Here is a 13,903-nt window from a genome sequence, read left to right as displayed (position 1 = left end):
TTGTCGAAATATGTAAACTCGCCGATATATGAGGAAAACGCGCTGGATTATCTCCAAAATTTCTACTAGGATTATTTATCCTATTTCATGAATTATGGTCATGAATACCCCAAAAGGTATACTTGAAATCCTTTGTGAGTACCGACAATGAGCTGAAATAAACCAGTTCTCTTACACTTAACTGTTATCACGACCTATTCTATTCTAAGATCTAGTTAATTTTCCTTAAAGAATGCGCGCTTAACCCAGCAACGCGTTGATAATTGATAAAAAAGCTGACCGAAGTAATTGATCTTCAGTCACTACAAGTAAAAACGAAGCAAATTTCTTCGTTACTTTGAACGGTGCGCTACGAGGTAATAAAACCGCTTAAAATAAACCTTACAATACTAGGCTGGGAGAGACCTCATAAATTTTTTAAAAATTTTTATTATTCAAAGAAGGATTTTGTAAAAAACTGCAGAATTATAGTATTACGTTCTTATTTTGGAAAAAGGTGGTGTTTGTAAGTGGAAGTGACTGACGTAAGATTACGCCGTGTAAATACAGAAGGTCGTATGAAAGCGATTGCCTCCATTACAATCGATCATGAATTTGTTATTCATGACATTAGGGTAATTGATGGCAATAATGGAATGTTCGTGGCTATGCCAAGCAAACGAACACCAGATGGGGAGTTCCGTGATATCGCGCATCCAATCACGTCTAGTACACGTGAGAAGATCCAAAACGCGGTGTTAACAGAATATCACCGTATGGGAGAGATGGAGTCTGCTTTAGAAGAAGCAGGAGCATCTTAATATCTCAATAAGAATTTAGAGCCTGGTCAGATCGATTTGATTGGGTTCTTTTTATTTGCTCTTTTTTCCTCATAAGAGAGAACCTTCCTATATATACCCCTTTCATTCAAGAAAAACACCTCATTTCTAAACAAAATTTATCAAACCATTGACAATCCCACGTGACTTCTTGAAATGAATACGTGTTTAAGATATATTCGTAATGGTATGTTAAGAAATATTTAAGATTTAGCAAATGGATGGAGGTTCACAATGACAAATCGCTATGCGGTCATTCTTGCTGCGGGTCAAGGAACAAGGATGAAATCCAAATTATATAAAGTATTGCATCCTGTTTGTGGGAAGCCGATGGTTCAACATGTAGTTGATCAGATCAACTCTCTTCAAATGAAACAGTTGGTCGCTGTTGTCGGCCATGGTGCTGAAAAAGTTCAGGATCAATTAGGCTCAGACGTTCAGTACGTGCTTCAAGAAGAGCAGCTTGGTACAGCACATGCTGTTATGCAGGCTGAAAACGCCCTAGCAAATAAAGAAGGAATCACACTTGTTGTTTGTGGTGATACACCTCTTATTACTTCGGAAACAATGGAAAAGCTGATTGCTGAGCATGAGTCTCTTGGTGCAAAAGCAACGATTCTAACAGCTAAGGCTGAAGATCCTACTGGCTACGGACGCATTATCCGTAACAGCGAAGGAACTGTAGAACGTAATGTCGAGCACAAAGACGCTTCAGAAGAAGAGCGCAAAGTAACTGAGATCAACACAGGAACTTACTGCTTTGATAATAAAGCGTTATTTGATGCGCTTAAACAAGTGAACAACGAGAACGTACAAGGCGAATATTATTTGCCAGATGTTATAGAAATCTTAAAAAATGCAGGCGAAGTAGTAGCGGCTTATCAAACACCAGATTTTAATGAAACACTTGGTGTAAATGATCGAGTAGCTTTATCGCAAGCTGAACGTTATATGAAGAAACGAATCAACGAACGTCATATGAGAAATGGTGTTACGTTGATCGACCCTGATCAAACCTATATTTCAGATGACGCAGAAATCGGAAGTGATACAGTCATCTATCCTGGGACTGTAATCTTAGGACATACGAAAATAGGGGAAGAAAACATTATCGGCCCTCAATCAGAGGTTAAAGATAGTGTTATTGGAAATGGAAACACGATTCGTCAATCTGTTATTCACGATAGTGAAGTAGGGGACATGACGGCGATCGGTCCATTTGCTCACATCCGTCCGAAGTCCGTTCTTGAGAACAATGTAAAGATCGGAAACTTTGTAGAAATAAAAAAATCAGTGATGAGTACAGGAAGCAAAGCATCTCATCTTAGCTACATTGGTGATGCTGAGATCGGAAAAGATGTTAACCTAGGCTGCGGGTCAATCACAGTGAATTACGATGGTAAGAACAAGTTTTTAACAAAGGTTGAAGACGGGGCGTTTATCGGTTGTAACTCCAACTTAGTTGCTCCGGTAACTGTTGGCAAAAATGCTTATGTTGCAGCTGGCTCAACAATAACAAATGATGTTCCTGCTGAGTCTTTATCGATTGCGCGATCGCGTCAAACTGTCAAAGAAAACTATGTTCAAAAGTTAAATCAAAAACAAAACCAATAATTTTAAGAGTGGGGAAGGATGGAGCCATCAATGAGTACGTATGTAGATCCTACATTGAAAGTTTTCACGTTAAATTCTAACAAGGAATTATCAAAGGAGATTGCTCAGCACATTGGAATTGAGCTTGGAGAAAGTTCAGTAACAAAGTTTAGTGACGGGGAAATTCAAATTAACATTGAAGAAAGTATTCGTGGCTGTGAAGTTTACGTTATTCAATCTACAAGTGATCCCGTTAACCAGCACTTAATGGAGCTTTTAATTATGATTGATGCTTTAAAGCGTGCTTCTGCAAAAACGATTAACGTAGTAATGCCTTACTATGGATATGCACGTCAAGACCGTAAAGCTCGTGCTCGTGAGCCGATCACCGCTAAACTTGTAGCTAACCTACTTGAAACGGCTGGTGCAACTCGTGTAATTGCAATCGATCTTCATGCGACTCAAATTCAAGGCTTCTTCGACATCCCAGTTGATCAATTACTTGGTGTGCCGATCTTAGCAAATTATTTTGCAAACAAAGAACTAGATGATATCGTAATCGTATCGCCTGATCATGGCGGAGTTACTAGAGCAAGAAAGATGGCTGATCGCTTAAAAGCACCAATCGCTATCATTGATAAGCGACGCCCTCGCCCGAACGTATCTGAAGTTATGAACATCGTAGGTAACATTGAAGGAAAAACAGCGATCTTAATCGACGATATTATTGATACGGCTGGAACGATCACTCTAGCAGCTAATGCACTAGTTGAAAATGGGGCAAAAGAAGTTTATGCGTGTTGTACGCACCCAGTACTTTCAGGCCCTGCGATGGATCGCATCCAGAATTCTTCTATTAAAGAGCTTGTTGTTACAAACACGATCGTTCTTCCTGAAGAGAAGAAGATTGATAAAGTAACACAGCTTTCTGTAGCTCCTTTATTAGGAGAAGCTATTATTCGCGTTCACGAGCAATTATCTGTTTCTAAATTGTTTGATTAAGATCTTATAACTGTTTGTCCTTGAAAGTGTTGATATCCGCTCCAGGTTGCTCGCTTTCCGTGGGGCAGGCGGTGAGCCCCTTGCCGCTATGCGCCCTTAAGGGTCTCACCTGACCGCCAGTCCCACAGGAGTCTCGCACCTTGCGCTCCTATCAACTTTTCGGGGAAGGAACAGAAAAACTATTCTTAAGCAAAAATTAATAAATTTCGTAACAAAGTCTGAATCAACTTTCGCTTAAGAAATGCTTGCTAAATCGATTTCTAACTTTACGTTTTAAAATCTTTCAGTTCGGGTAATGCTTTAAAGAGACTCGAAATAGGAAAGGTGGATCTCATTATGGCAACGAATCTAACAGTCGAAAAAAGAAATACAGACAAACGTTCGATTTTAACGGAATTAAGAAGTAAGGGACATTTCCCGGCAAACCTATATGGTTATGGGACTAAAGCTGTTTCTTTATCCGTTGATGAGCCTGAATTTATTAAAGCTTACAGAGAAGTAGGTAAGAATGGCGTACTCAGATTAAAGGTAGATGGAAAGGACTATTCTGTCATGGTACAGGATATGCAAATCCATCCTTTAAAAAATTCTGTTACGCACGTAGATTTTTTAGCAATTGACTTAAATAAAGAAACAGAAGCAGAGGTGCCGGTTGTTCTAACAGGTGAATCTGTTGGTGTTAAAGAAGGCGGAGTATTGCAGCGTGTACTTGCAACAGTAAACGTTAAAGCATTACCTGCTGACTTCCCAGAACAATTGGAAGCTTCTGTAGAAGATTTAAATATAGGCGACTCCTTATCTGTTAAGGACTTACCAACAGGTAAAAAATACGAAATTCTTCATGAGGAAGACGAAGTGGTTGCGAGTGTAACACCTCCAAAACTTCAAGATGAAGAAACGGATGAAGAGACAGAAGAAGCGGATGCAGAAGGAGATGCTCCAGAATCTTCTGAATCTGTCACTGATGACAGTCAGGAAGAAGAACAGAAAGACGAATAGAATGATTGAACATAAAAACGCAGCGGCCGCTGCGTTTTTATTCTGTTAACCCAATTGTGTATAATGTTTATAAGACAATTGAAGGTAAGGTGAACATAGAGTGAAATTGTTTATTGGGCTTGGGAACCCTGGATCTCGTTTTGATGGTACCCGGCATAATATAGGTTTTGAAGTGATTGATACATTGTCAGACTCCTTAAATATCCCACTACAGCAAACAAAGTTCAAAGGTATGTACGGGACGGGTGTAGTTGGAGGAGAAAAAGTCTTCTTATTAAAACCGCTAACGTATATGAACTTATCAGGCGAATGTATAGGACCTTTCATGGATTATTTTCAGATTCCATTAGAGGACATGATCGTCGTGTACGATGATCTCGATACGGTTCCGGGAAAACTAAGACTTCGTACAAAGGGAAGCGCAGGAGGGCATAACGGTATTAAATCCATGATCGCTCATCTTGGTACGCAAGAATTTAAAAGAATTCGATTTGGTATCGGACGCCCGACGAACCAGCAGCCAGTTCCAGACTTCGTATTAAACCGTTTTTCTAAAGAGGAGCTCATCGATATCGAACATGGTATCGATCGGTCTGTGAAAGCATGCGAAGCTTTTATAGACACAACGTTTGATAAAGTTATGAATAAGTTTAATGGCTAAAGAATAGATTACACATGTTCCGCTCATAATGGTTAGTATAATGCTAACCGAAAGGGGACTGTGCATGGCTATTCATTACCGGTGCAGGCATTGTAAAACACATGTTGGTACGATTGACCACCACACTGTGAATGCAGCACAACTTGGATTTGAAACATTAAGTAACGAAGAACGGCAGGAATTACTCTCCTATAAAGAGAATGGAGATATAGAAGTTACAACGACATGTGAGGATTGTCAGGATACGCTAGAACGTAATCCGGAGTATCATACGCTGAAATCCTTTATTCAATAAGGTAATGCTTTGGCCTCAGCCTATCTAAGCGGGCCAAAGCCTTTTTCTGTTTAAAATAGCTGTTTTCGTGTTCCTTGATGTTTTTGAAAGTAGTTGATTTCCGTTTCAGATGCTCGCTTTCCGCGGGGCAGGCGGTGAGCCCCTTGACGCGTTGCGACTTTAAGGGTCTCACCTGACCGCTTGTCCCGCAGGAGTCTCGCATCTTACACTTCAATTAACTTTTCAGAGAAGTAAGTGAAATAAATTACTCGAAAGCAATAAACTCTTAGAAAAAAGCTTTAGAAAAGAGATCTAATATTTCAACCATAGAAAACTAGCTCATGTGAGAGGGGGAGTAAGGAATGCTTGGATTAAAGAAATATTTTAGTCAGGGAGAAGATCTTAAATCTATAATGGATGGCATCAATGGAGGGTTGAAAGAACAACTAGTCACTGGCCTTTCAGGGTCTGCTCGGACGATGCTTATCAGCAGTCTTCACGAGAATACAGGAAAACCTCAACTCGTCGTGACCCATAATTTATTTCAAGCACAAAAACTATATGAAGATCTCACTTCTCTTTTGTCTGAAGATGAAGTTTATTTATATCCTGTAAATGATCTGATCTCATCTGAGATGGCCATATCGAGTCCTGAATTGAAAAGCCAAAGAATCGAGGCTTTAAATCAATTGAGTCGTTCTTTTAAAGGTGTCATCATCACACCTGTTGCAGGGTTAAGGAGATACTTGCCACCTGTTGAGGTCTGGGAAAAAGCAGGTCTTTCTTTTCAGGTAGGCGAAGATATCGATTCTGATGAAATATTAAAAAAGCTAGTTGCGATGGGTTATGAGCGATCATCCATGGTTCAAACACCTGGAGAATTTAGTGTTCGTGGTGGGATTATTGATATTTACCCGCTTACCGAAAAGAATCCTGTTCGGATCGAGCTCTTTGATACAGAGATCGACTCAATTCGATACTTTGAGGCAGAAACACAGCGTTCGCAGGATAAGGTAAAAACCATATCTATTGCACCAGCTGAAGAACTTATACTTTTTGATGAACATTATGACAACGCAGCAGACCGCATAGATGCAAAGTTGGCAACTACTCTAAAAAACATTAAAGATGATGCACTTAAAGAAACACTTGTTGAAAATATCAGCTATGAAACAGGAAGATTGCGTGAAAAGCAACAGTTTCAAAGTATGTATAAGTACGCATCTCTCTTTTACGATGAACCTGCGAGCCTTTTGCAATACATATCACCTGACAGTTTAGTTGTTATGGATGAAATTGGCCGTATTCAAGAAACGAGTCAGCAGCTAGATAAAGAGGAAGCGGAATGGCAGACTGCACTTCTTGAGCATGGTGAGCTTGTTCAAGATTTAACGATTTCACCAGACACGAATGGGTTGCTTGGTGATAAAAAGACGTTTCCAATTATATATTTATCTCTGTTCTTAAGGCATGTACCTCATACACAGCCTCAAAATATTTTGAACGTAGAATGTAAGAGCATGCAGAATTTCCACGGCCAGATGAATGTTTTAAAAGGTGAGATGGACCGTTGGAAGAAGCTCGGATTTGCGATTGTATTTATAGCGATGAACAAAGAACGGGCAAATCGTTTGGAACGAGTGCTAGCAGATTATGAGATGGATGCAGGTATCATTGGATCAGATCAAAACATTCAGCCGAAGACGAGTCAAATCTTACTTGGAGATCTTGGAAGTGGATTTGAATCTGTGAAGCAAAAGCTTGTTGTTATCACGGAAGAAGAAGTATTCACGAAAAAGGCGAAACGCCCTGCAAGAAAACAGAAGATGACGAACGCAGAGCGGATTAAGAGCTACTCAGAATTAAAAGTAGGCGATTATGTCGTTCATGTAAATCACGGGATCGGTAAGTACTTAGGAATTGAAACGCTTGAGATCAAAGGGGTTCACAAAGACTACTTGCATATTAAATATTCCGGCAACGACAAATTGTATGTTCCGGTTGAGCAGATCGATCAAGTACAAAAATATGTAGGATCTGAAGGTAAAGAACCTAAGATCTATTCTCTAGGCGGTAGTGATTGGAAGAAAGTGAAGAACAGGGTTAAGTCTTCTGTTCAAGATATTGCAGATGATCTGATCAAGCTTTATGCAGAGCGTGAAGCGAGTAGAGGATATGCTTTTGCAGAAGATGGTGCCGAACAGAGTGAGTTTGAAGGAAGCTTCCCTTATCAAGAAACCGACGATCAGCTTCGTGCCATCGAAGAGATTAAAAAAGACATGGAGAGCGTCCGCCCGATGGATCGCCTGCTTTGTGGTGATGTGGGTTACGGAAAAACGGAAGTGGCCATCCGTGCGGCGTTTAAAGCAATTATGGACGGTAAGCAAGTGGCGTTTCTTGTTCCTACTACGATCTTAGCTCAGCAGCACTTTGAAACGTTTCGTGAGCGTTTTTCCGAGTTTCCGATCACCATTGGCAGTTTAAGCCGTTTTCGATCTAAAAAAGAGCAGAATGAAGTGCTTAAAGGATTAAAAGCAGGCACCGTCGATATAGCGATTGGAACACATCGTCTCCTTTCTAAAGATGTTCAATATAAAGATCTAGGCTTGCTCATCATTGATGAAGAGCAGCGTTTCGGCGTTACGCATAAAGAAAAGATCAAAACGCTTAAATCCAATGTGGATGTACTTACGTTAACAGCAACACCTATTCCGCGTACACTCCACATGTCGATGCTAGGTGTTCGTGATTTATCTGTTATTGAAACACCGCCAGAGAATCGCTTCCCGGTGCAGACGTATGTGATGGATTATAATGGTTCTCTTGTTCGAGAGGCGATCGAGCGAGAGATGGGTCGCGGAGGTCAAGTGTATTTCTTATACAACCGTGTTGATTCTATTGAACGAATGGCAGAGCAAATATCTATGCTAGTCCCTGATTGCCGTGTTGCCTATGCGCACGGTCAGATGTCTGAGAATGAGCTAGAAAGTGTCATGCTAGAGTTCCTAGAAGGAAATTATGATGTGTTGGTATCTACAACGATCATTGAAACGGGTGTGGACATTCCAAACGTAAATACATTAATCGTGTACGACGCGGATAAGATGGGACTCTCACAACTCTATCAGTTAAGAGGCCGTGTAGGGCGTTCTAACCGTGTCGCTTATGCGTATTTTACGTATCAACGAGATAAAGTCTTAACAGAAGTCGCTGAAAAACGTCTACAGGCGATTAAAGAATTTACTGAGTTAGGATCAGGCTTTAAGATAGCGATGCGAGATCTATCTATTCGTGGTGCAGGTAATCTTCTAGGTGCTCAGCAACACGGATTCATCGACTCTGTAGGGTTTGATCTGTACTCACAAATGCTTGAAGAAGCCATTCAAGAAAGAAAAGGCAACAAACCAAAAGAAGTGGAAGAAGACGTTGACCTTAATATTGAGGTAGATGCTTATATTCCGACGAACTATATAGGTGACGAAAAGCAAAAGATCGAGATGTACAAACACGTACGTGCAGCAAAAGCTCTAAAAGACATATCCGATTTACAAGAAGAATTTATCGACCGTTTCGGTGACTATCCAAAAGAAGTCGAATGTCTGCTTTTAGTGGCTGGCATTAAACTCCGTGCAAAACGAGAAGGCGTCAAGTCGATCGAACAGAAGCAGGATACAGTGAACATGATTCTGAGTGAAAAGACTACTTCATTGGTTGATGGAGGAAAGATGTTCGAGATCGCCAATAAGATAGGGCGACATGTAAATCTCGGGATGCAGGGTAACCTGATGAAAGTTATTATTAACCGCAAACGTGTAAAAGACTTGGATCTGTTGAAGCAGATCGATCTTTTCCTAAAAGAAATGAAGCATGCAAGGAAAGAAAAGACAACAAATACACCTTAAAAAATAATAACCCTCCCTTTCGTGAATAGAACAGGAGATGTAACAAATAATAAACCTAGAAAATGGAACATTCTTTCAGTGAAGGAACCATTTTGTTGTTACATCAATGATTCATCATCTTCCGAAAGAGAGGGCATTATTTATATGAAAGCAACTGGTATCGTTCGACGTATTGATGACCTCGGGCGCGTTGTTATCCCAAAGGAAATCCGCAGAACACTTCGGATTCGTGAGGGAGACCCGCTTGAGATTTTTGTAGACAGAGATGGAGAGGTTATCTTAAAGAAATATTCTCCAATCAATGAGCTTGGTGATTTTGCAAAAGAATATGCAGAGAGCCTTGCTGACAGTACAGGTCATGTCGTGTTAATTGCTGACCGTGATACATACATTGCGGTAGCTGGCGGATCCAAGAAAGATTATCATAATAAAAGCATCGGTAAAGTAGTGGAAGCATCTATGAGTGACAGAAAAACTTTGGTTGAATCCAACGGAGCTGACGCTGAACTAATCGATGGGATCAAAGAAAACACATCCCATGTTATCGCGCCGATCATAGCAGGTGGAGACCCGATCGGAGCAGTTGTTATGATTGGGAAAGAAGGCAAGAAGCTTACAGAGCTAGAGCAAAAACTTGCTGAAACTGCAGCTGGATTTTTAGCAAGACAGATGGAGCAATAAGAAAGAGCGATTCTGCTCTTTCTTTTTTTTGGCTGTTTTCTATAGGTAATCGAAGAATAAGCATCGTATATCGCAGGGCGATACAGTCCGACTATGGTATAATACCTTGAATTATGTTCAACATTTACAAATGGTGTCGACATGTGTCGTCCCGGGAAATATATTTTAAGTCTTGAGGTATTCCATGAATTCTAATAAGTATTCCGTATGGGAAGGGGCTTTGCTGCTGACTGCAGCTGCCATAATCGTAAAATTACTTAGCGTCGTTTATCGGATCCCTTATCAGAACATGACAGGTGATTTTGGTTTTTATGTCTTTCAACAAGCTTATCCGTTTTATGCGATTGCGGTCGCTATTGCGTTTACAGGATTTCCGATGGCTCTATCAAAAATGATCATTTCAGAGAAGAACAAAGACGATCATTTATTGAAGACGGCGGCATGGACGTCTGTCATGCTAGGTTTATTATCATTCGTATTCTTATTTTTCGTAGCACCATTTATGGCAGAATGGATGGGAGACCGGCATCTGGAGCTGCCAATCAAGGTAATCTCTGTTCTATTTCTTTTCATTCCACTTTCCGCATTTTTTAGGGGGGCATATCAAGGATTCGGTGATATGCAACTGACTGCTGTTTCGCAGTTAATCGAACAGACTATAAGAGTTTCAGGTATTTTACTTTTATCATATTATTTTGTTTTAAAAGGGTATTCATATTATGAAACTGGAGCGGCAGCCCTTTCAGGATCAGTTATTGGAGCACTCGCTTCAGGGTTGTTTCTTTTATACTTTTGGAAAAAAGGTGCTGCGAGTGCTTATAGAGCTGGAGCAAGATTTAAGTTCCTATATGCTGCAGAGCTATTAAAAACGAGCATTTATTTATCATTAAGCGCGCTCATTTTAGCGTTGATGCAGCTTGTTGATGCCTTCCTTTTTGTTAATGTGTGGATAGAGAGCGGTATGGATGCTTATGACGCGAAACTTCTAAAAGGAGTTTTTGATCGTGGACAGCCTCTTCTTCAATTAGGAACAGTGCTAGCGGCATCTGTAGCACTTGCTGTCGTACCAGAGATGGCATCTCTTGTTTCAGAAAAGAAACAAAAAGAGATTCGATCTCTCGCGAAACTTGCTGTGAAAATTTCAGTTGTTTTTGGCGGAGCGGCTGCAGTAGGGCTGATCTGTATTATGAAACATCTCAATGTTATGCTGTTTAAAAATGATAATGGATCACTTGCTCTAGCTATCCTTTGTATATCGATTATTTTTGTATCGATCATCTATACGACAACAGGACTTTTACAAGGAATCGGTCAAGGAAGATTTGCAGCCTACACCGTTCTTATAGCGGTATTGATAAAGATTGCAGGTAACTTGCTTCTCATTCCTTCTTTTGGCATGGAGGGGGCGGCAGTATCTACCGTATTGGCTACAATGGCTGCAGCCATTGCCCAACTATTGAAGCTTCAGTTCGTTACAAAGTTTTTAAACGGAAGCAGAATTTCAACACCACTCAAACTATTCTTATCTTTAAGCTTGATGGGTGCAGGTGTTTATATATGGATAGATCTAGCTGAAAATTATTTATTCATGGATGACAACACTCGTTTTCAAGCGTTGCTGATTAGTATTAGCGCTTCATTTATTGGTGCGGTAACTTACATCCTATGTATCTTTATGTTCAAAATTTTTTCTCAAAGTGAATGGAATTCAGTCTTTCATTCTATTGGTTTTATCCAAAAAGTGTTTAAACGTCTTAAAAAAAGGAGACCATGATGACGAAAAAGATTACGATTATCGGTTTAGGTGCAGGAGATCTAGACCAGATGACTCTTGGCATCTATCGCATGTTAGAATCAGCTGAAAAGGTTTATGTGCGTACCATACATCACCCTGCAGTCGAAGAGTTAATGAAACAAGGAAAACAATTTGTGGCATTTGATGAAATCTACGAAAAACATGATCAGTTTGAACCGGTGTATGAAGAAATTGCTGAGACTTTATTTGAAAAGGCAGAAGTAGAGGGCCATGTCCTTTATGCTGTGCCGGGTCACCCGTTGGTTGCAGAGCAAGCTGTACAGATTCTGCTTCATAAAAGTGAAAGTAAGGCGATCGAGGTTTCTGTAGCCGGCGGAAAGAGTTTCCTTGATGAAATGTATACGACACTTAAGATTGATCCGATCGAAGGGTGCCAGATTCTTGATGGGACATCTTTAAGAAAAGATGAAGTTCAAGTCAGACATCATCTTGTTATCGTGCAAGTGTATGATAACTTTATCGCTTCTGAAGTGAAGCTTACACTGATGGAAAAGTATCCAGATGATTATGAAGTAACAGTAGTCACCGCGGCAGGCAGTGCAGAGGAATCTATCAAACGCGTTCCTCTATACGAGCTAGATCAATCTGTAACTTTAAATAACTTAACCGCAGTGTATGTTCCACCGGTAAAAGAAGAAGAACTGCTATACAGAGACTTTGCTTTTTTAAAAAGTGTTATTGCTCGACTGCGCGGCCCTGGAGGCTGTCCGTGGGATCAAAAGCAAACACACGTTACGTTAAAGAAGTATTTGATCGAAGAAGCTTATGAAGTGTTAGATGCCATTGATGAAGAAGACGATGATGCTCTTGCTGAAGAGTTGGGAGATGTGTTACTTCAAGTTCTGCTTCACGCACAAATTGGTGAGGATGAAGGCTTCTTTGTATTAGAAGACGTGATTGAAACGTTAACCGAGAAAATGATTCGTCGCCATCCACATGTTTTCAGCGATGTTTCTGCAGATGATGCAGACGAAGTTGTTGCCAATTGGGATGCTATAAAATCACAAGAAGCAGGAAAAGAAGATCGTGACTCTTTATTAGACGGTGTGCCAAAGGGAATTCCAGCTATTCAAAAAGCATTTCTTTTTCAAAAGAAGGCAGCGAAAGTCGGTTTTGACTGGAAAGAAGTAGAACCGGTAATTGATAAAATCTTAGAAGAATTAAATGAGTTTCAAGAAGCAGAAGGCGACGATCAACAAATAGAATTAGGTGACCTGTTGTTTTCGGTCGTGAACTTAGCACGTTTTTACAAGATTGATCCTGAAGAAGCTCTGAATGAAACGAATCGTAAATTTAAGAAACGCTTTAACTACATCGAGCAGGCACTTAAGGAGCGGAGTCTTTCGTTTGAGGACGTCACTTTAGAGGAAATGGACCGTTTATGGAACGAGGCAAAATAATTTTTTTTTCAACAAAGAAGGATTATAGTGAAAAATAGAGAATATTTTCTCGAGAAATATCATGAAACCCTTAACTATAGGGGGTTTCTAGCGAAATCTTTGATAGAAACCTTAGGAGGTAATTAAAATGAACAAAAATGAATTGGTAACAAATATCTCAGAAAAGTCAGGACTTACTAAGAAAGACGTAGAAACAGTCGTTAATGGCGTAATCGATGAAATTACTTCTGCTCTAAAAGACGGAGACAAAGTACAGTTTGTTGGATTTGGAACTTTCGAAACTCGTGAGCGTTCTAGCCGTACTGGCCGCAACCCTCAAACAGGTAAAGAAATTCAAATTCCAGCAGCGACTGTTCCGGCATTTAAAGCAGGAAACAAGCTGAAAGAAGCTGTTAAGTAAGCATGCGCTTAGATAAATTTCTGAAAGTCTCACGCCTGATCAAACGGAGAACCGTGGCGAAAGAGATTTCAGATCAAGGTCGTATCTCTATAAACGGTCTGCAGGCGAAGGCTTCCTCTGATGTAAAAGTAGGGGACGAGCTTGCGATACGTTTTGGTCAAAAGCTTGTAAAAGTTAAAATCAACGAGCTTAAAGATACGACAAAAAAAGAGGACGCTGATAACATGTATACCGTCCTCGAAGAAAAACGCATCGAAACGACTGAGTGAAGAACCTGAATTTTTCAGGTTCTTTTCTTTTTGTTCTTTTCTAAAAACGTACGAATGTGGCTCACCGCCTGCCCCCTGGAAAGCGAGC

General features: G+C 40.3%; 12 protein-coding genes. All 12 read left to right on the top strand.

Annotated elements, in window-relative coordinates; translation table 11 throughout:
• Positions 1 to 509: 509 nt before the first annotated feature.
• The 12 genes from spoVG (at position 510) to P4V41_RS18725 (ending at position 13,815) form a co-directional block, all read left to right on the top strand.
• A complete protein-coding gene (spoVG, locus tag P4V41_RS18780) occupies positions 510 to 800 on the top strand; it encodes a septation regulator SpoVG (RefSeq protein ID WP_066238133.1) in 291 nt (96 codons plus the stop codon).
• A 252-nt stretch (positions 801 to 1,052) separates the two neighbouring features.
• Positions 1,053 to 2,432: a bifunctional UDP-N-acetylglucosamine diphosphorylase/glucosamine-1-phosphate N-acetyltransferase GlmU gene (glmU, locus tag P4V41_RS18775; protein ID WP_328086690.1), complete on the top strand. Its 1,380-nt coding sequence runs from the start codon at positions 1,053 to 1,055 to the stop codon at positions 2,430 to 2,432.
• Positions 2,433 to 2,462: 30 nt separating this feature from the next.
• Positions 2,463 to 3,413: a ribose-phosphate diphosphokinase gene (locus P4V41_RS18770; RefSeq protein ID WP_066390512.1), complete on the top strand. Its 951-nt coding sequence runs from the start codon at positions 2,463 to 2,465 to the stop codon at positions 3,411 to 3,413.
• Positions 3,414 to 3,749: 336 nt separating this feature from the next.
• A complete protein-coding gene (locus tag P4V41_RS18765) occupies positions 3,750 to 4,412 on the top strand; it encodes a 50S ribosomal protein L25/general stress protein Ctc (protein WP_328086689.1) in 663 nt (220 codons plus the stop codon).
• Between the two features lie 100 nt (positions 4,413 to 4,512).
• Positions 4,513 to 5,073: an aminoacyl-tRNA hydrolase gene (gene pth, locus P4V41_RS18760; RefSeq protein WP_328086687.1), complete on the top strand. Its 561-nt coding sequence runs from the start codon at positions 4,513 to 4,515 to the stop codon at positions 5,071 to 5,073.
• 64 nt (positions 5,074 to 5,137) lie between these two features.
• Positions 5,138 to 5,368, top strand: a complete 231-nt coding sequence (locus P4V41_RS18755) for an anti-sigma-F factor Fin family protein (RefSeq protein ID WP_066390519.1) — start codon at positions 5,138 to 5,140, stop codon at positions 5,366 to 5,368.
• A gap of 341 nt (positions 5,369 to 5,709) precedes the next feature.
• Positions 5,710 to 9,249 (top strand): transcription-repair coupling factor, encoded by a 3,540-nt coding sequence (mfd, locus tag P4V41_RS18750; RefSeq protein WP_328086686.1) that lies wholly within the window; start codon positions 5,710 to 5,712, stop codon positions 9,247 to 9,249.
• A 144-nt stretch (positions 9,250 to 9,393) separates the two neighbouring features.
• A complete protein-coding gene (spoVT, locus tag P4V41_RS18745) occupies positions 9,394 to 9,930 on the top strand; it encodes a stage V sporulation protein T (protein ID WP_197134462.1) in 537 nt (178 codons plus the stop codon).
• A gap of 184 nt (positions 9,931 to 10,114) precedes the next feature.
• Positions 10,115 to 11,704 (top strand): polysaccharide biosynthesis protein, encoded by a 1,590-nt coding sequence (locus tag P4V41_RS18740; protein WP_328086685.1) that lies wholly within the window; start codon positions 10,115 to 10,117, stop codon positions 11,702 to 11,704.
• A complete protein-coding gene (gene mazG / locus P4V41_RS18735) occupies positions 11,704 to 13,146 on the top strand; it encodes a nucleoside triphosphate pyrophosphohydrolase (RefSeq protein WP_328086684.1) in 1,443 nt (480 codons plus the stop codon). The genes P4V41_RS18740 and mazG overlap by 1 nt, the downstream gene beginning before the upstream one ends.
• Before the next feature lie 127 nt (positions 13,147 to 13,273).
• Complete coding sequence (locus P4V41_RS18730) at positions 13,274 to 13,546, top strand: HU family DNA-binding protein (RefSeq protein ID WP_066238167.1); 273 nt, start codon at positions 13,274 to 13,276, stop codon at positions 13,544 to 13,546.
• A gap of 2 nt (positions 13,547 to 13,548) precedes the next feature.
• Entirely contained in the window at positions 13,549 to 13,815 is a 267-nt protein-coding gene (locus P4V41_RS18725) for an RNA-binding S4 domain-containing protein (protein WP_328086683.1), read from the top strand.
• Positions 13,816 to 13,903: the final 88 nt, after the last annotated feature.

It is taken from the genome of Fictibacillus nanhaiensis (genome assembly GCF_036213205.1).
Lineage (GTDB): Bacteria > Bacillota > Bacilli > Bacillales > Fictibacillaceae > Fictibacillus > Fictibacillus nanhaiensis_E.
Note: the sequence above shows the minus strand (reverse complement) of the source record. Positions and strands in the feature narration are given on the sequence as shown.